At 69.8% G+C, this 18,445-nt stretch carries 13 protein-coding genes; 7 read left to right on the top strand and 6 right to left on the bottom strand.

The window, feature by feature from the left end:
* Positions 1–25 precede the first annotated feature (25 nt).
* The 4 genes from AB0M29_RS08980 (at position 26) to AB0M29_RS08965 (ending at position 5,931) form a co-directional block, all read left to right on the top strand.
* The gene (locus tag AB0M29_RS08980; protein ID WP_365381117.1) at positions 26–1,507 is read left to right on the top strand and encodes an arabinofuranosidase catalytic domain-containing protein; all 1,482 of its coding nucleotides are present in this window, start codon (positions 26–28) and stop codon (positions 1,505–1,507) included.
* A 131-nt stretch (positions 1,508–1,638) separates the two neighbouring features.
* On the top strand, positions 1,639–2,772 hold the full coding sequence (locus AB0M29_RS08975) for a ricin-type beta-trefoil lectin domain protein (RefSeq protein WP_365381115.1): 1,134 nt from the start codon (positions 1,639–1,641) through the stop codon (positions 2,770–2,772).
* Positions 2,773–2,858: 86 nt separating this feature from the next.
* A complete protein-coding gene (locus AB0M29_RS08970; RefSeq protein WP_365381112.1) occupies positions 2,859–4,322 on the top strand; it encodes an endo-1,4-beta-xylanase in 1,464 nt (487 codons plus the stop codon).
* Positions 4,323–4,503: 181 nt separating this feature from the next.
* Entirely contained in the window at positions 4,504–5,931 is a 1,428-nt protein-coding gene (locus tag AB0M29_RS08965) for an arabinofuranosidase catalytic domain-containing protein (RefSeq protein WP_365381566.1), read from the top strand.
* 137 nt (positions 5,932–6,068) lie between these two features.
* On the opposite strand, the gene AB0M29_RS08960 is transcribed toward AB0M29_RS08965, so the two are convergent.
* A complete protein-coding gene (locus tag AB0M29_RS08960; RefSeq protein ID WP_365381109.1) occupies positions 6,069–6,830 on the bottom strand; it encodes an SDR family NAD(P)-dependent oxidoreductase in 762 nt (253 codons plus the stop codon).
* Positions 6,831–6,962: 132 nt separating this feature from the next.
* Here AB0M29_RS08960 and AB0M29_RS08955 point away from each other — a divergent pair, with 132 nt between their 5' ends.
* Entirely contained in the window at positions 6,963–7,571 is a 609-nt protein-coding gene (locus AB0M29_RS08955; protein WP_365381106.1) for a TetR/AcrR family transcriptional regulator, read from the top strand.
* Positions 7,572–8,257: 686 nt separating this feature from the next.
* Here the strand turns inward: AB0M29_RS08955 and AB0M29_RS08950 are convergent.
* The gene (locus AB0M29_RS08950; RefSeq protein ID WP_365381103.1) at positions 8,258–8,941 is read right to left on the bottom strand and encodes a type 1 glutamine amidotransferase domain-containing protein; all 684 of its coding nucleotides are present in this window, start codon (positions 8,939–8,941) and stop codon (positions 8,258–8,260) included.
* 297 nt (positions 8,942–9,238) lie between these two features.
* Complete coding sequence (locus tag AB0M29_RS08945; RefSeq protein ID WP_365381100.1) at positions 9,239–10,480, bottom strand: NADH:flavin oxidoreductase/NADH oxidase family protein; 1,242 nt, start codon at positions 10,478–10,480, stop codon at positions 9,239–9,241.
* Positions 10,481–10,611: 131 nt separating this feature from the next.
* Here AB0M29_RS08945 and AB0M29_RS08940 point away from each other — a divergent pair, with 131 nt between their 5' ends.
* A complete protein-coding gene (locus tag AB0M29_RS08940; RefSeq protein WP_365381098.1) occupies positions 10,612–11,193 on the top strand; it encodes a TetR/AcrR family transcriptional regulator in 582 nt (193 codons plus the stop codon).
* Between the two features lie 90 nt (positions 11,194–11,283).
* Here AB0M29_RS08940 and AB0M29_RS08935 read toward each other — a convergent pair whose 3' ends face one another.
* Positions 11,284–12,300 carry a hypothetical protein gene (locus AB0M29_RS08935; RefSeq protein ID WP_365381095.1) on the bottom strand — a complete coding sequence of 339 codons (1,017 nt, stop codon included), beginning with the start codon at positions 12,298–12,300 and terminating at the stop codon, positions 11,284–11,286.
* A 206-nt stretch (positions 12,301–12,506) separates the two neighbouring features.
* On the opposite strand from AB0M29_RS08935, the gene AB0M29_RS08930 reads away from it, so the two are divergent.
* Complete coding sequence (locus tag AB0M29_RS08930) at positions 12,507–14,042, top strand: sigma-70 family RNA polymerase sigma factor (RefSeq protein WP_365381092.1); 1,536 nt, start codon at positions 12,507–12,509, stop codon at positions 14,040–14,042.
* Between the two features lie 78 nt (positions 14,043–14,120).
* Here the strand turns inward: AB0M29_RS08930 and AB0M29_RS08925 are convergent, their stop codons facing one another.
* Positions 14,121–15,770 carry an RICIN domain-containing protein gene (locus AB0M29_RS08925; RefSeq protein ID WP_365381089.1) on the bottom strand — a complete coding sequence of 550 codons (1,650 nt, stop codon included), beginning with the start codon at positions 15,768–15,770 and terminating at the stop codon, positions 14,121–14,123.
* Between the two features lie 410 nt (positions 15,771–16,180).
* Positions 16,181–18,415, bottom strand: a complete 2,235-nt coding sequence (locus AB0M29_RS08920) for an alpha-L-fucosidase (protein WP_365381086.1) — start codon at positions 18,413–18,415, stop codon at positions 16,181–16,183.
* Positions 18,416–18,445: the final 30 nt, after the last annotated feature.

Here is an 18,445-nt window from a genome sequence, read left to right as displayed (position 1 = left end):
CACAATCGCCTCAGAGGGAGACCGCATGAAGAACCCAGGTTCGCCGCGCGAACGGCTCAAGCTGTTTGCCCGTGCGACGGCGGCCGCGACCCTCGTCGCGGGCGCCCTGATCGGCGTCACGGCCACAGCGGGCACCGCCGGGGCCGCCACGTCGGAGCCGTGTGACATCTACGCGTCGGGTGGTACGCCCTGTGTGGCGGCGCACAGCACCACGCGCGCGCTGTACGCCACGTACAACGGCCCGCTCTACCAGGTCAGGCGCGGCTCGGACAACACCACCCGGGACATCGGCCTGCTCAGCGCCGGCGGATACGCCGACGCCGCCGCCCAGGACAGCTTCTGCGCGGGCACGAGCTGCGTCATCACGATCATCTACGACCAGTCCGGCCGAAACAACAACCTCACCCAGGCACCCGGCGGCGGCGCGGCCGGCGGCCCCGACAACCTCGCCAACGCCACGGCCGCCCCCACCACCGTCGGCGGCCACAAGGCATACGGCGTCTACATCCCCCCGGGCACCGGCTACCGCAACAACCACACCAATGGCATCGCCACAGGTGACAACCCCGAGGGCATGTACGCCATCTTCGACGGCTCGCACTACAACGGCGGCTGCTGCTTCGACTACGGCAACGCCGAGACCGACAGCAACGACGACGGCAACGGCACGATGGAGGCCATCTACTTCGGCAACATCAAGGTCTGGGGCTACGGCGCCGGCAACGGCCCGTGGATCATGGCGGATCTGGAGAACGGCCTGTTCTCCGGCGTCAACCAGCACTACAACGCCAACGACCCGACCATCAACTACCGCTACACCACCGCCATCATCAAGGGCGGCCCCAACCACTGGGCCATCCGCGGCGGCAACGCCCAGTCCGGCAGCCTGTCCACCTTCTACGACGGAGCGCGGCCCAACGTCTCCGGCTACAACCCCATGCGCAAGCAAGGGGCCATCATCCTCGGCACCGGCGGCGACAACAGCAAGGGCGCCCAAGGCACCTTCTACGAAGGCGTCATGACCTCCGGCTACCCGTCGGACGCGACCGAGAACGCCGTCCAGGACAACATCACCGCGGCCGGCTACAGCAACTCCTCCGGCGGTGGTGGCACGACGGGCGCGCTGCACGCGGTGGGCGCGGGCAAGTGCCTGGACGTGCCGAACGCGTCGACCACGGCCGGTACGCAACTGCAGATCTGGGACTGCAGCGGGGGCGCCAACCAGACCTGGACACGCACGTCCGCGAACGAGCTGACCGTCTACTCGGGTGGTGCGCAGCTCTGTCTGGACGCGTACAACAAGCAGACCAGCCCGGGAACGAAGGTCGAGACCTGGCCGTGCAACGGAGGCGCCAACCAGCAGTGGCAGGTCAACGCGAACGGCACGGTCACCGGCGTCCAGTCGGGCCTGTGCCTGGACGTCACCGGGGCATCGACCGCCAACGGCGCGCTCGCCGAACTGTGGACCTGCAACGGCCAGAGCAACCAGCAGTGGTCGCTCAACTGAGCTGAACCGGACCGCGCCCGGCCTGCGCCGCGCCCGCCGGACGGCAGCGGTCACGCCCTCCGCCCTCCTCCCGGCGCGGTCCGGCGCTCCGGTTCGCCCCACACCCACTGTCCCCACCAGTGAGGAACGCCATGAAGAAGTACACGGCACCCGTGGTCACGGTCGTGGCAGCCGCGCTCGGGACGAGCGCCGTGCTGCTGCCCACCGCGGCGGCCGCGACGCCCCCCACCTCGCGCGCCACCACGGCTCCGACCGCGTTGCGGCTGATGCCGCTGGGTGACTCGATCACCTGGGGGATCGGAAGCTCGTCGGGGAACGGCTACCGGGGCTTCCTCGGAAACCAACTCACCGCCGAGGGTCACCCCCTGGACTTCGTCGGTTCGCTCCGGAACGGCACCATGCCCGACCCGGACAACGAAGGCCACTCCGGCTGGCGGATCGACCAGATCGCCGGCATCGCGAACTCCGTCCTCGCGGGCTACCGGCCCGATGTGATCACCCTGGAGATCGGCACCAACGACCTCAACGGCAACTACCAGGTCGCGACCGCTCCCGACCGGCTCAGCGCGCTCATCGACCAGATCACCGGCGACCTGCCCGACGCGACCGTGCTCGTCGGTACGGTGATCGTCTCCACCAGCGGTACGGAGGAGGCGAACCGGCCTGCCTTCAACGCCAAGCTGCCAGGCATCGTCCAGGCCAAGCAGGCCGCGGGCGAACACGTCCGGCTGGTGGACATGAGCGCCCTCAGCGCCGCGGACCTGTCCGACTCCCTGCACCCCAACGACACCGGGTACAGCAAGATGGCGGCCGCGTTCCACGCCGGTGTCCAGGCGGCCGACGCGGCGGGCTGGATCAACCCCCCGGACTCGGCGAACGGCGGCCAGGTGCGCTCCGGGATCGCGGGCAAGTGCCTCGCCGTCAGCTCCGGGAGCGACGTCAGCGGGACGCCCGCGGAGATATGGTCCTGCGACGGCACCGCCGCGCAGACCTGGTCCGCTCGCTCCGACGGCACCCTGCGAGCTGTCGGAAAGTGCCTGGACGCCACCGGGCGCGGCACGGCCAACGGCACCAAGATCGAGATCTGGGACTGCAACGGCGGAGCCAACCAGCAGTGGCAGGCGTACAACGGCGGCTACCGCAATCCGCTCTCCGGCCGCTGCCTCGACGACCCCAACGCGTCGACCGCAGACGGCACGCAGCTGATCCTGTGGGACTGCAACGGCGGCGCCAACCAGAAGTGGACCGCCCTCCCGGTCACCTAGGGCCCTGTCGCTCCCGCAGTCCGTACGCATGATCGCGGGGCCCTGCCACGGGCTCCGCGCACCCCCCACAAGGAGGAACATCTCTCATGTCCTGGCTCAAAGAAGGGCCCCCACTGCGCACGGCCGTGACGGCCGCCACCGCCTTGACCGCCAGCACGGTCCTGGCCCTGACCGGGAGCTCCGGGGCGCACGCCGCCGGAAGCACGCTCGGCTCGGCGGCGTCCGGCAGCGGCCGCTATTTCGGTACGGCTGTGGCCGCGGGCAAGCTCGGTGACGCGACGTACTCCACGATTCTCGACCGGGATTTCAACATGATCACCCCGGAGAACGAGATGAAGTGGGACACCACCGAACCCTCCCGCGGCAACTTCAACTTCGGGCCCGCGGACCAGATCGTCAGCCACGCCACCGGCCACGGGCAGCGGATGCGCGGCCACACCCTGGTGTGGCACTCCCAGCTCCCCGGGTGGGTCAGCTCGATCACCGACGCCAACACCCTGCGCAGTGTGATGGACAATCACATCACCCAGGAGATGGCGCACTTCAAGGGCAAGATCTACGCCTGGGACGTGGTGAACGAGGCGTTCGCCGACGGCGGCAGCGGCCAGCAGCGCAGTTCGGTGTTCCACAACGTGCTGGGCAACGGCTTCATCGAGGAGGCGTTCCGCACCGCGCGGTCCGTCGACCCCTCGGCGAAGCTCTGCTACAACGACTACAACATCGAGAACTGGACGGACGCCAAGACCCAGGGCGTCTACAACATGGTCAAGGACTTCAAGTCCCGCGGTGTGCCCATCGACTGTGTCGGCTTCCAGAGCCACTTCGGCAACGGCGGCCCGCCCTCCAGCTTCCAGACCACCCTGTCCAACTTCGCCGCGCTCGGCGTGGACGTGCAGATCACCGAACTGGACATCGCCCAGGCGCCGTCCACCGCCTACGCCAACACCGTCAACGCCTGCATGAGCGTCTCCCGGTGCACCGGCATGACGGTCTGGGGCATCCGCGACAGCGACTCCTGGCGCAGCGGCGACACCCCGCTGCTCTTCGACGGCAACGGGAACAAGAAGGCCGCCTACAGCGCGGTGCTCTCCGCCCTCGGTGGCAGCGGCGGCGGCGGTGGCGGCATCGTCTCCGGCACGGTCTACACACTGGGCAACGCTGCGGGCGGCCGGGTCCTCGACGTGCCCGGTGGTCAGACGGGCAACGGGACGCCACTGGAGGTGTGGGACGCCAACGGCGGTACGAACCAGCAGTGGCGCGCCGCCCAGAACAGCGACGGCTCGTACACCTTGACCAATGTCGCGACCAACCGGGTCCTGGACGAACCGGGCAGCCAGACGGCGAACGGCACCCGGATGGAGATCTGGGACGCCAACGGCGGCGCCAACCAGCACTGGCGCGCCGCCCAGAACAGCGACGGCTCCTACACCTTGACCAACGTCGCCTCCGGCCGGGTGCTGGAGATCCCCGGCGGGCAGACCGCCAACGGCACCGCCGTCCAGATATGGGATGCCGCGGGCGGAAGCAACCAGCACTGGAGCTTCCGGTGAGCTGATCCGGGCGAGCAGATCCAGGCACGGCACGGCACGAGCCTCCGGCCCCGCACCGGCGCGGAGCCGGGGGCGTCAACCCCCCACCCCAAGGAACCCCAACATGCGGCCTTCTCCGGTCATGTTCCGCTACCCCGCCCAGCGCGGACACCACTCGCCGATGGCGGCCGTGATGTGCGCGATGGCACTGCTGGCCGCGATGCTCGCGACCGCCCTGACGCTGTCCGCGCCCGCGTCGGCGGCGACGGCCCCGCTGGTGAACTCGGCGTCGGGGCGTTGCCTGGACGTCAAGGGCAACGTCGACACTCCGGGAACGGCCGTGGAGATCTGGGACTGCAACAGCCAGGCGAACCAGGCGTTCGCGTTCACCTCGGCCGGCGAGCTGCGGACGCTGAACGGCACCCGGTGCGTGGACGCCTCCGGCAACCAGACCTCTCCGGGGACCCCGGTGATCATCTGGTCGTGCAACGGCCAGGCGAACCAGAAGTGGCGGCAGAACGCCGACGGGTCCATCACCGGCACGCAGTCCGGGCTGTGCCTCGACGCGAGCGGGAGCGGCACGGCCAACGGCACCGCTGTCATCCTGTGGACCTGCAACGGCCAGAGCAACCAGCGGTGGAGCGGCGCGACGCCGCCGTCCGGTGGCTCGGCCCCCTGCGACATCTACGCCGCGGGCGGTACGCCGTGCGTGGCCGCGCACAGCACCGTCCGTGCGCTCTCCAGCATGTACGAGGGCAAGCTGTACCAAGTCAGGCGCTCGTCCGACAACACCACCAGGGACATCGGCCTGCTGGCGCGGGGAGGAACCGCCGACGCCGGCGCCCAGGACGCGTTCTGCGCGGGCACCTCCTGCGTGATCACCGTCGTCTACGACCAGTCCGGCAGGGGAAACGACCTGTGGTACCAGGGATCGGCCCAGGTCCCGGGATCGAGCCAGAGCAGCCCGGCCAAGGCGACGTCCGAATCGCTGACCGCCGGGGGCAGCAAGGCGTACTCGCTCTACCTCACCCCCGGGAACAGCTACTGGCGCGACGGCCACCTGTCGGGCGTGCCCACCGGCACGGCGCCTGAAGGCGCGTACATGGTGACCAGCGGCACGCACGTCAACGGCGGCTGCTGCTTCGACTACGGCAACAGCGAGACGGACCGGAAGGCGGACGCCGCGGGCGCGATGGACGCGATCAACTTCGGCACCCAGTGCTGGTTCGGCGGCTGTTCCGGCAGCGGACCGTGGGTCCAGGCCGACCTCGAATGGGGTCTGTACTCCGGCGGAAGCCAGTCATGGAACACCAACCAGCGTGCGTTCAGCGGCAAGTTCGTCACCGCCATGCTCAAGAACAACGGGACCTCGAGATTCGCGCTCAAGGGCGCCGACGCGCAGTCCGGCGCGCTGACCACCCTGTGGGACGGCGGCCTCCCCAACGGATACAGCCCCATGAAGAAGCAGGGAGCCATCGTCCTGGGCAGCGGCGGCGACTGCTGCAAGCCGGGCGGCGGTGCCAACCTGAGCGCGGGAACCTTCTACGAGGGAGCCATCGTCTCCGGCTACCCGTCCGACGCGACCGACAACGCGGTCCAGGCCGACATCATCGCGGCAGGCTACCGCTGAACCGGGGCGGGCGGACGGGGCACGGTCTTCGAACGGCTGCCCGCGGCCGTCTTGAGTGAGCGGTAGCGGGCGCTGGTCTCCTGGTGACCAGCAGGTACTTGTCGGCGCCGAGCCGACCCAGCAGCGTGTCGTCCCTGTCAGGCCTGTTCTGTGGGGCGTACGAGGAGTTCGCCGACGGCCACGTGCCGGGGACGGGTGACGATGTAGCCGATCGCGTCGGCGACGTCTTCGCTCTGGAGCCGCTCGATGTCGCCCAGGCCGGCGACGATCAGCTGCTGGACGACCTCCGAGTTGTGGGTGCGCAGCTCGGTTTCGACGCTGCCCGGCTCGACGACGGACACGCGGACATGCTGGCGTGCCAGTTCCTGGCGTACCGCCTCGCTGAACCCCCCGACGCCGAACTTGGTGGCGCTGTACACGGCGGACATGGCGAAGGCGGTGCGGCCGTTCAGGGAGCTGATGTTGACGATGTCGGCGACCTGACGCGGTCCCTCGGCGGCAGCCTTCACCAGGTGAGGAATGGCCGCGTGGGTGCTGTACACCAGGCCCATGAGGTTGATGTCGATCATGCGTCGCCATTCGTCCAGGTCCGCGCCGGGGGTAGGTCCGAGCAGCATGAGGCCGGCGTTGTTGACCAGTGTGTCCAGGCGGCCCAGGCCCTCGACGGTCCGTTCGACGGCTTCCGCGGCAGCCTGGGCGGTGGTGATGTCGGCGGGCACGACCAGGGCCCTGCCACCGGCGTCGGAGATCTCCGCGGCAAGGCCGGTGAGCCGGTCCTCCCGCCGGCCGACCAGGGCCACGGAGGCGCCCTCGCGGGCGAGCTCCAGCGCGGTGGCGTGGCCGATACCGCTGGAGGCGCCGGTGACCAGGGCGACGGTTCCTTCGAGTCGACGAGTCATGATGTCAAAGCCTTTCGATGCGCGGCACGGTCACCTGCTGTGGCCGTGCGGGACAGGGGGAGAGGTCATGCTGGTGAGGGCGGTACGAGGGGGTGAGGGCGCTCAGTGCCGGGTGAGGGGCAGAATGGGGAAGTGAGCACCGCTGGGCAGAAGCCGATCCATGCCAACCATCCGCAGACCGCCGTTGTGGCGGACCTGCCGCCTCGCGAACGCCTGGTCCGGGCCGCGTCGCGGCTGTTCTACTACGAGGGTGTACGCGCCATCGGTGTGGAGCGGCTGATCGCCGAAGCCGGAGTGACCAAGGCGACCTTCTACCGGCACTTCGCCTCCAAGGACGACTTGGTCGTGGCCTATCTGCTGACCAAGGACACCTACTACAAGTCGGTGGCGGAACCGCTGGCCGCCGGGTACCCGCCCGGCGAGGCGATCGACCGGATCTTCGAGGCGATCGCCGAGCACGCCCGTGAGCGCGGCTTCCGCGGGTCGCCGTTCCTGAACGCGGCCGCCGAGTACCCCGACGCCGACCACCCTGTTCGCGCCCTGGTGGCGACCCACCGGGACTGGATCCGCGGTCTCTTCCAGGACCTGCTCACCCGGCTCGGCCACGCCGACCCGGAGTCGGCCGCCGGCGCGCTGCTGATGCTGTACGACGGCGCGATGGCGGCCGGCTACCTGGACGATTCGACAGCCGCCCACCGGACCCTGCTGAACGCGGTCCGGCTGATCCGATCGGACGGCTGACCCCGTCGGAGCAGCGGAAGGCGCCGGCCCTGCAGGGGGCCCCGGCCAGGCCGGGGCGCGGGTTGCTCTCATGGAACCTTCTGATCTCTCTGCGACGTGCACCGGAGCCCCCGGGCAGTTGCCTGCCCGGTCGGCACACCGCTCCGGGGAGTGCGGCGGCTCGATAGGTAGGAAGACCGGTCGTTCTACCTCTCCACGATAGCTCCCTGCCGCCCGCGCGCCAAGCGAGTGGCCCGTTTGTGGGATACCCCACCGGCGGCCAACCGGAGGGGGAACGCACCGCGCCGCCCGCTCACCCCCGCGGCACCCGAAGCGCATCACTCGGCCACGCCCGGCAGGGCTCATACGGAAAGTTCTACAGCGCGTGCGCGGCGACGGCCCGGCCTGAAGCGCGCCTCCTATTGCCCGATTCCGCCCGTTCAGCTTCATATACTTGAACCCGCGTCGGCCTACGGCGACATCGCGTCGTCGTCACCACCTGCGACCAGCAGAAAATCGGCCGGGCCCTGTCCGCGAGGAGTTCAGCGGCGACCGCGACGCAGTAGCGCTCACGCACGACGGTCGCGACGGTGGTCCGAGGCCGGGCCGTTCCTGCGGGCGCGGCGAGCGGGCGAGCCGTTCGTGTGGGCGAGATCCTGGAGCGTCGGGCTACGGCTCGTCGCGGATGCGACGGGGAGCAGCGCTGGTCACTGGTTGCGCAGCGTCTCGATGATCTTCGCGGTGACGACCTTGGTGGAGTAGGGGTTCTGCCCGGTGACGAGCCTGCCGTCAGCAGTGGCGAAGGGGGTCATGGGGATGGTGTTCCTGACGTAGTGCGCACCCCGGCCGCGGAGCTCGTCCTCCAGCAGGAACGGCACCCGCTTCTTCACCATGGCGACGCGCTCCTCCGCGGTGGAGAACCCGGTGACCGTGCGGCCGTCCACGAGCAGGGAGCCGTCGGAGAGCGTGATGTTCAGCAGTCCGCCGGCCCCGTGGCAGACCGACGAGACCACGCCGCCGTTCTCGTAGATCTGCCGTGCGGCCTGCTGGAGCGCGGGGTTGTCGGGGAAGTCCCACAGGACGCCGTGCCCGCCGGTGTAGAAGATCGCGGCATACTGGGCCGGGTCGATGTCGGCCGCGCTGCTCGTGCTGTTCAGGCTCGACATGAAGGCGCGGTCGTTCATGTACTGACGCACCTCCTTGTCGGCGAATCTGGTGCTGCGTGGATCCAGCGGCACCTGTCCGCCCGCCGGACTGACGATGTCGACCTCGAAGCCGGCCCGGCGGACCCTGGCGTAGAAGTGGACGAGTTCCGCGAGCCACAGTCCGGTCGGGTGGGGGTCCGGCCCGTAGGTCGCCTGGTTGGTGACAACGGCGAGGATCCTGCTCATGTGTGTGTCCTTCCGATGTACCCGGCCCGGCCGCGGACGGCGGCGTCGGGTCTCTTCCGGCGCCGATCGGCGATGCGCGGGCCAGGCCGGCTTGCTCGACAGCTCCGCCGCCGAGGGGCGGAGGAGGACGGGTTCCGACCCATCACCAGGTTACGGTCGGTGACGATGTTCGGGAGCCAGGGGTCGCCCACCTGGACCTGCACGCCTGCCTCGGTCAGACGTCCTGCAGCGGCGACTCCGCCCTGTTCTCCAGTCCGCCCTGGACCTCCTCCTCGTTGGTGAGGGCGGGCGCATCGCTCAGACGGCGAGGTCGCGGGTCGGCAGCCAAGCGCGGTAGCGGCGCAGGGCACGGCCCCGGGCCCGGTTCTGCGCGACCAGCGCGAGCAGCGGTGGGGTGCCGGGCCGGGCGCCGCGGCCCGCCGCCAAGCGGGGGAACTGGCGCGTGACCCGGGCCATGCCCGCCGCCGCGGCCATCGTCCGGTCCTTCCAGGCCACCGGGGCGAGCGCGACCTCGGCCTGCTCGCCTTGCTTCCAGCGGCCGGGCAGGTCCGGGTCGAAAGCCAGGGCGGTGCCCAGGCCGACGACGGCCACGCCCGCGTCGAGCGCGGCTCGCGCGATCCGCAGGTGGGTGACGCCGCCGGTCAGCATCACCGGCATGGGCGCGGTGCGGATCAACTCGCGCGAGAGTTCCAGGAAGTACGCCTCGCGGGCGCGTGTGGACGAGGCGACCTCGGAGCCGGTCATGGCCGGCTTCTCGATGGACCCACCGGACAGCTCGACCAGGTCCACGGCGAGCCCGCCGAGCATCCGGACCACCGCCTGCGCGTCGTTCTCATCGAACCCGCCGCGCTGGAAGTCGGCGGAGTTGAGCTTGACCGCGACCGCGAAGCCGGGAGAGACGGCGGCGCGGATCGCCCGGACGACCTCCAGCAGCAACCGGGCGCGGTTCTCCAGCGGCCCGCCCCAGACGTCGTCGCGGACGTTGGCCAGCGGGGAAAGGAACTGGGAGAGCAGGTAGCCGTGGGCGGCGTGGATCTCGACTCCGTCGAATCCGGTCTTCTCGGCGAGCGCGGCGGTGGTGGCGAACCGTGCGATCGTGGCCCGGATCTGCGCCTCGGACATGGCCACCGGCCGGGCGAACCGTTTGGTGTGCTTGCCCACGTCGACGCCGATGCCGGACGGCGACCACGCGACGCCGGGCATGTCGGACTCGACTTGACGGCCGGGGTGGTTGATCTGCATCCAGACCTGCCCGCCGGCGCTCTTGGCGGCCTCGGCCCAGCGGCGGAACGGCTCCAGATGACTGGCTTCGTCGAGTACGACGCCGCCTGGGCCGGTGAGCGCGCGGGCGTCGACCATGACGTTGCCGGTGATGAGCAGGCCGCTGCCGCCCTGGGCCCAGCGCCGGTAGAGAGCGGTCATCTCGTCGGAGGGGACCTGTCCGGGCCCGGACAGGTTCTCGTTCATGGCGGCCTTGGCCAGCCGGTTGGGGAGGACGGAGCCGCTAGCGAGGTGCAGTGGCTCGAAGAGGTCGGTCATGCGAAGACTTTCGGGAGAGGCGGGTGGGAGACCCCACCATCGATGTATGCAGTGCTCACATTAGAGGGCAGAGTAAGCAGTGTCAACATTCCTGGTGGCGACTGCGATGATGGAGGGCGAGAGGAGCACTCATGACGACCACGGGGGCGGCACCGGCCCGCGACCACTATCACCACGGCGATCTGCGCAGCGCCTGCATCGCAGCCGCGCTCGAACTGCTGGAGGAGGACGCCGAACTGTCTCTGCGCGCGGTCGCCCGCCGCGCCGGGGTATCCACGGGAGCGCCCTACCGGCACTTCGCGGACAAGGACGAACTGCTGTCAGCGATCGCCGCGCAGGGCTACCGCGACCTGGGTGAACGCCTGGCGGCCGCCAGTCCGGCGCCCGCCGTACCCGCGGACTTCGCCGAAGTGGCCGTCGCCTACGTCCGTTTTGCGCTGACGCGCCCGGCGCTGTTCCGGGTGATGTTCACGACGGTCTGCGACCGGACCTCCTCCGAACGCGCCGCAGCCGCCGCCGAACTGAACGGTTTCGTGCGCGCCGCGGCGGAGCGCTCCTGTCCTGGCATGGATCCGGAGGTCCTCGCCACCGCCGCCTGGGGCCTCGTGCACGGGCTGGCTTTCCTGCACCTGGACGGCAAGCTCCCCGCCGATGCCCCGGACGCGGTCGACGCTCGGGTACGGGCCTCCGTCCATGCACTGGTCGGTGGCTGAGCGCTCTCCCTGGCGCGAACTCCGCCGACCGTCTCGCCGTCCCCACCCCGGGAGGGTGATGGGCCCTGACCAGGGTCGGCGACGGTCGGGTTATGCGCGGGCCCCTGGGTGCCTGCGCCTGCGGGTCGCCCACAGCACCCACGCGCCGATGGCGAGTACGCCGACTCCTGTCCCTGCGAGCGGGAGGACGGGCCGGCTTCCGGTGCGGGCCAGTGCCTGCCCGGGTGTCGGTGTCGGGGTGGGGGTGGTCCGCGAGGTGTGGCTCGGGGACGTGGTGGTCTGCGGGGCCTGTCCGGCCGGTGCGGTGGTCGCGGTGACGGCCGGCGTCGGCGCAGCCTTGTCCGCGGCGACCGCCCCGCGGGTGACGTGTGTCCCCGTCCCGGTGTTCTCGGCGTGGTAGTCGGCCTTGCCGACGCAGTCGCTGTACTCGTAGCCGGCCCGGGTGGCGCCGGTCAGGCCGCCCGCGTCGGTGCTGGTGGGTCCGCCGAAGACCACATCGGTCCTGGGCATGGTCGCGCAACTGGGGACACCGGCGTAGTACTCGACGAATCCGACCTGGGATCCCTTGAGCTTCCCGCTGCCGCTCGGCAGCGTCCAGGTCCCGAGGTGGGTCGATGCCCCCGTGACCGTGTCCCGTGCCGTTCCGGTCCAGGTGTCGGTACCGGTCAGGGCGACGGTGATGTCGTAACGGTGGCCGTACACGGCGTCGAAGTCGACGGCGCAGGTGACACCGGCGCCGCCGTCGGCTCCCTGGTGGCAGTTCGGGTCGGTGGTGGTCGAGCCGCCGGTGAAGGTCGAGAAGCGTGCCGACAGCCGCTCGCGGCCCTTGCTGTCCTCTCGCGGCTGCAGGCCGGTGTAGCCCATGGCGTCGTGCGTGAAGCTGTACTGCTGGGCGAAGTACAGACCGCTCTGGTGAGCGGTGGCCTTGTTCACGGTGACGGGGAAGGTGACGTTGGTGAGCCCCGCCGACGGGGTGCCGGGAATCGACCAGCTGACGCTGACGTTCCCGCCCCCGACCGACGCGGACGCCGACTGGGGTATCACCGTCAACAACCCTGCCGCCAATGCGGCGATGGCACTTCGCTGGACGGTCCTGACCTTCGACACGTGGTGCTCCGAATCTGTGCGTGCGTGCGGGGGGAAGCGAGCGGCCGTGGTTCCGGAACGGCCGGTCGCCCTTCAAGAGCCCGGCATCGGCCCACTCCCTCGCTCCGTGATAACTTCGTTACGCGGATCGCGCGCTTGAGCGATTTCCCGTCCCCCAGCGGTACTTGCCGCCTGCCCCGACCTCCGTACGGACAAGGGAGTCTGTTGTGTCCGCACGCCACGACGAACTCACCAGCATGTCCGACGAGGAGCTGACGGCCGCGCTCCGGCGCTCCGCTCAGGACCCGACGACCCAGGACGAGCGGGCAGCGCATCCGGGCATGGCGGAGGAGGGCGCACGGGCGCTGGCTGAGCTCTACCGGCGTCACGGGGCCGCTGTTCTGGCAACGGCCAGAAGCTTCACGGGATTTCACAGCGCCGAAGACCTCGCGTCGGAGGCGTTCCTGCGCACGGTGCGCGCGGTACGCCAAGGTGCCGGCCCGACCGCGTCCTGGCGTCCGTACCTGTATGCCGTCGTGCGTCACGCCGCCGCCGAATACGCGAGAGTCGAGCGCGCGCAGGTTCCGCTGGCCGATTTCCAGGCCTGGTGCGAGTCCCTGCCCGAGGCCGCGGACCCGGAGGGGGCTGTCCTGCACAGCGAACAGACGCGCCTGCTCGTGCGCAGCTTCCGTTCGCTCCCGGACCGGTGGCAGGACGTTCTCTGGCAGCGTCTGCTCAACGATCGCCCCACCACGGAGGTGGCCCGCTCGCTCGGTCTGACGCCCAACGGTGTGACCTCCCTGCTCGCCCGCGCCCAGGAGGGGCTGCGCGGCGCCTATCTCCAGGCACATGTCCAGCACGGCGGTGATGCCGAATGCCAGTACTACGCGGGTCAGTTGGGCTCGGCGGTGCGCAGCGAGAGCAAACGCAGCCCTGCTCTGGCCCGCCACCTGGACCGGTGCGACCGGTGCTCGACAGCCTTCGCGGATCTCGAGCACCTCAACACCCGCCTCCAGACCCTGGCCCCCTTCGCCCTCGTCTTTCCCGCCGTCGCGCACAGCGTGACCCTCGGTGTGACGTCCGTGTCCGGCGCCACGGTCAACGCCGTGAGCGGGAAGAGCGCGGGTGTCGCGGCCAAGGGGCTGGGAGCCAAGGGCATGGGCGGCGTCGCCGCGGGCGCCGTCGCCGTCGCGGGCGCGGTGGTCGTGGGACTCACTCTGTGGTCCGGGCCGACAGCGCCGTCCGGACCCGGATCGAAGGCCGCGTCCACGTCCGCCGCGGCCCCGCCTGCCGCCACGATCCCGCCGTCGTCGGCGGCCGCACCACCACCGCCGAAGAGCCCGGCGCCGCGGCTGGTCACGGGCACCCGGATCAGAAGCGCGGCCTGGGGAACCTGCGTCGGAGCCGACGGCGACCAGGTGGTCGCGCTGTCGTGCGACGACCCCAGGACGGCCTGGCGACGGATCGGCGGCGACCATTTCCGGCTCGCCGGCAAGGTGAGCGGACAGTGCCTGACCACTGCCGACCACTACGACCGCACGTCGTTCAACGGCGGCGGGATCTGGTCGGTGCGGCTCTCCTCGTGCACCACGGCCGACACCTGGTCGGTCCCGGGGTTCTCCGACCAGGTGACGCGTCTCGTCAACGACACGACGCACGGAGCGCTGTCGATCGGCAAGACTTTCAGTCGGCGCCCGCCGACCACATTCATCGTCTACGGCGCCTACACCGGCTCCGCCGACCAGCGCTTCACCCTCAAGTGACCGACACGGCTGCGGACCGTCGACTCCGGCCCACACCCGGGCGATTCCCGGATCGGCCCCTTCCCGCCCACAGCGGCGTTACGGCGTGAGCAGGGCGAGGTTCACGGCGTTGGCCATCACCTGGTAGCCGGCGTCGTTGGGGTGCAGGTGGTCGCCGTTGACGTAGGCGGGGTTGACGGCCTTGGCGTTGCCGGGGTCCCGCATTGCCTGGTCGAAGTCGACGACGCCGTCGAAGGCACCACCGGCGCGGATCCACGCGTTGACGGCTTCGCGGACCTTCTCGCCGTTGTCGGTGTAGTAACTGGCCCCCTGGTAGGGCAGGATCGTGCCGCCGAAGATCTTCACGCCTGCGGCGTGGGCTTGGTTGATCACCGTCTGTATGCCGTTCTCCAGGTCCGCGGCGGTCACGGGGCTGGAGCCGTTCGGGCCGACGTTGTTGCCGATGTCGTTGGTGCCCTCCAGCATGATCACGTCCTTGACGCCCGGCTGGCCGAGCACGTCGTGGGCGAATCGGGTCAGAAGGCTGGGGTTGTTGCCGTTGGCTGCGGTCAGCACGCGGTTGGAGCCGATGCCGGCGTCCACGACACCGAGGCCGGGGCCGCCGGCGGCGGAGTTCATGCGCTGAGCCAGGTCGTCCGGCCAGCGGCGGTTGGCGCCCCACGTGGAACCCACACCGTCGGTGATGGAGTCGCCGACGCAGACGAGGGTTCCGGTGGCGGTCGGGGAGACGACGTCCAGGCCGTCGAGGAAGAACCAGGATGCCCTGCTGGTGTCCGGGTAGTTGCCGGTACCGTCGTCGGTGACGTGATTGCCGGCCGCGGAGATCCACGCGACCTGCTGTGCCTCGGCGTGCCACGTGGTTCCGCCGGGCGTGCCAGGCACGTGGATGCTCACGAGCTGGGTGGTGTTCGCGGCCACGGCCATCGGGACCGGGTCGCTGGCGACGTCCTGCCCGGCGGGGATGGTGACGGAGGAGCTGCCGTTGAAGGTGACGGTGCGATGGGTGCCTGCCACGGCGGTGCCGGGGGTGCTGCTCTGCTGGGCGAGGTCGACGGCGTCGACGGTCAGCGGCTGGGTGCCGTAGAGGTTGCTGAGCCGCACGCGGACCATGGACCCCGCCACCGTGGTGTGGGCGGCCATGCGGATGCTCTGGTTGGTGAAGGAGGGCCCGTTGTTCATCAGGCCGGCGGTGTAGGCGCCGACCCGTGTGAGCTGGGTGAGCCTCCAGTGCTGGTTGGCGCCGTTGTTGGAAGGCCACTGGATGATCTCGGTGCCTTCGGCCATGGAGGCACCGGAGTCGTCGGCGAGCAGGCCGTTGGCGACGTTGGCAAGGGCGTAGGTGCCTTCGCCGACGGGCTGGATCCTCCATTGTTGGCCGCCGGAGCCGTTGCAGGTGTTCGTCACGAGCTGGGGCGGTGTGGCGTTCGGCGCCGGGATGTCCAGGCACAAGCCGCTGTTGGCGCTCCTGACGGTGTAGGCGCCGGAGCTGGTCTGGGTCAGGGACCATTCCTGGTTGGCCCCGCCGGTCGGCTTCCACTGGATGACGGGTGCGCCGGGGGTGGTCGAGCCGTACTTGACGTCCATCAGCATGCTGCTCGCGGCGTTCGTCAGGGTGTAGACGCCGCCGGAGGCGGGGGTCGCCGAAGCCGCGTGGGCGGTAGCGGTGCTTCCGGTCAGGGCGCAGGCCGCGAGGCCCAGGCCGACCGGCGCCGCGAGACGTCGGGACATTCGCATGGGAACCCTCTTCCAGGTGTCGAGCGGAGGTTGGACGGAGAATCCGGGGTCGCCGAGGGCACGGCCGGATACGGTCAGCAGGTGGGTGCCGTGACGGCGCAGCGAACCACCGTGTGTGCAAAGGGAGTTGCGTGATGTGGGGGTACGCCCCGGGCCGGGCGAACGGCAATGTGCCACTGCGAGGGTTCACGCGACTCCGGTCTCGCGCTTCCCTGTTCTCCACCCGCGCCCAGTGCCGTAGTTGTACCGCGTGTCCACGCGAGGTTGTCAAGACTCCGCGAGCTACTGCTCAACGAAATCCATCGAGACCGAACAACTCTCAACGTTCACATGGCTGGCGCTCCGAAACCGAGAACAGCGCGAGGGGCCGCGTCGCACAGCGGCGCGGCCCCCCTCGGCGTCTACTACTGCGCGCTGAAGGTCCACTGGAGATTGGTGCTGCCGTCCCACGTCCACTGCTTGGTGACCGAGCCGGAGGCGACCTGGCCGCCGCCGTCCAGGACCAGTCCGGTGGTGCGGTTGGCGAGGGAGTACTGGCCGTTGCCGCGGTCGGTGATCTGCCACTGCTGGTTGTTGCCGCCGTTCCACGGGGCCTGCTGGGCGGGTGCTCCGTTGGAGGTGGAGCCCCAGCCGTCGGCGACCATGCCGTTGGTGCGGTTGACCAGTCGGTAGTAGCCGTTGCCGAGGTCGACCGCCTGCCACTGCAGGTTGGTGCTCCCGTTCCAGGTCCACTGCTTGAGGTTGCTGCCGCTGGCGACGCCGCCGCCGCTGTCCAGGGCGAGGCCGTCGGTCACGTTGGTGACCCGGAAGTACGTGGACGGGTTGAAGATCACCTTCAGTGAGGTGATGGCGTCGTTGTTGCCGGTGGTGCGCAGATCGGCGTTGTCCGCGCTGAAGGTCCAGGCCGTCCCGGAGAAGTTGTCGCCGGAGTAGCCGACCACCTGGTAGCCGGCGGGTATCCGCAGCGAGGAGATCGTACGAGCCGCGAGACCCAGGGACTGCAACTGGGCGGCGGTGTAGCCGCCCAGCACCAAGCCGGCCGCGGTGCCGGCGTAGGAGACGTCGCTGTACGCGGTGATGACTCCGCTGCCGCCGGGGCCGAGCGGGGGGATCTGGCCGGAGAAGGTGAACTTCAGTACGTAGGCCAGTGCGCTGAAGGGCGCGCTGGAGGACGGCAGTGCCACGTGCAGCCCGTCACTGGTCTGGGTGGGGGTGGGCAGATCGATGTAGGTGCCCGCGCTCGAGCCGAGCAGTTGCAGCGAGGTCAGCGAACCGAGGTCGATGCGCCCGCCCGCCAGAGTGGTGAGGGTGGTGCTGCTGCCGGGCCAGCCCAGAACGGTCGCGTACAGCACGGTGCCCGCCTTGTCGCGGGTGAAGCGGAAGTCCTTGTTCGTACCCGCGACGGGTGTGGTGAACGAGCCGCCGCCCATCTTGGTCGGGCCCTCGCCGTAGACGCTCCAGGCGCGGGTGGCGTAGAGGGACTGCCCGAAGCGCTTGAGGTGGTCGCCGATTCCCAGCAGCACATCGCGCTGGCCCTGCGGGATCGTGCCGTCGGCCATCGGAGCGATGTTCAGCAGCATGTTGCCGTTCTTGCTGATCCGGTCGATCAGCGCGTGCACCATCTGCGTGGTGGAGTAGTAGCCGATGCCCTGGGTGTAGCACCAACTCGAACTGCTGATGCTGTCGTCGGTCAGCCAGTACGGGGTGGTGATGTCGGCCGGACCGCCGCGCTCGTAGTCGAAGACCTCGCCCTTGTTGTCGTAGCCGTCCTTGTACGTGGCCACGACCTCCTTGCCCCAGCCGACGGCCTGGTTGTAGTAGTACGACAGGAAGTTCAGCCGCTGGGTCTCGTCGACCTTGGTCAGGTCGAAGTCCTCCCACAGGATGTCGGGTTGGGCCAGGTCCACGACCTCCTTGAGCTTGTCGTACCAGAGTTGGTTCTCCGCGGCCGTGTCGAGCTGGCCGAAGAGCTTCTTCAGGCTGGCGGTCGGTTGCGCGGGCACATGGTCGTAGTAGCCGTTGTAGTTGTACGCGTGGTGCATGGCCACCAGCAGCTTGAGGTTCTTGCCCCGGATGGCGTCCCGGAAGAGCTGCAGGAGGTTCAGGCGGGGGCCGCGCTGCGCGGAGTTCCACTCGTTCACGGAGCTGTTCCACATCGAGAAGCCGTCGTGGTGCTCGGCCACCGGACCGGCGAACTTCGCGCCCGCGTCCACGAAGAGCTGCGCCCACGCGTCGGGGTCGAAGCTGCCGCCCTGGGACACCAGCTTCGGCGCGAACTGCACGAAGTTGCCCGCCTTGTCGCGGGCGCCGTCGATGAAGTTGTTGTACGGCCATGCCGAGGGATCGCCGTAGGTCGCGACGTGGTGCTTGTTCGCGTTGCTGCCGGCGATGTACATGTTCCGCGGGTACCACTCGCTGTCGTACGCCGGAACGCTGAAGACGCCCCAGTGGAAGTAGATGCCGAACTTCGCGTCCTGGAACCACTCCGGGGCCGGCGGGTGCTGGTCCACCGAGGCCCACGTCGGGGTGTACGAGGTGGGGGCCGCGGAGGCGGCCGCGGCCCCGAACGCCAGATTCACCGTGGCCGCGGCCGCGACACCGGTGGCCGAAGCCAGGAAGACACGCCTGCTGATCGTCATTGGACTGCTCTCCCATGGAAGGGGTGGGGG

It is taken from the genome of Streptomyces sp. NPDC051976 (genome assembly GCF_040680795.1).
GTDB lineage: Bacteria > Actinomycetota > Actinomycetes > Streptomycetales > Streptomycetaceae > Actinacidiphila.
This window is presented reverse-complemented; position numbering and strand designations above follow the sequence as displayed.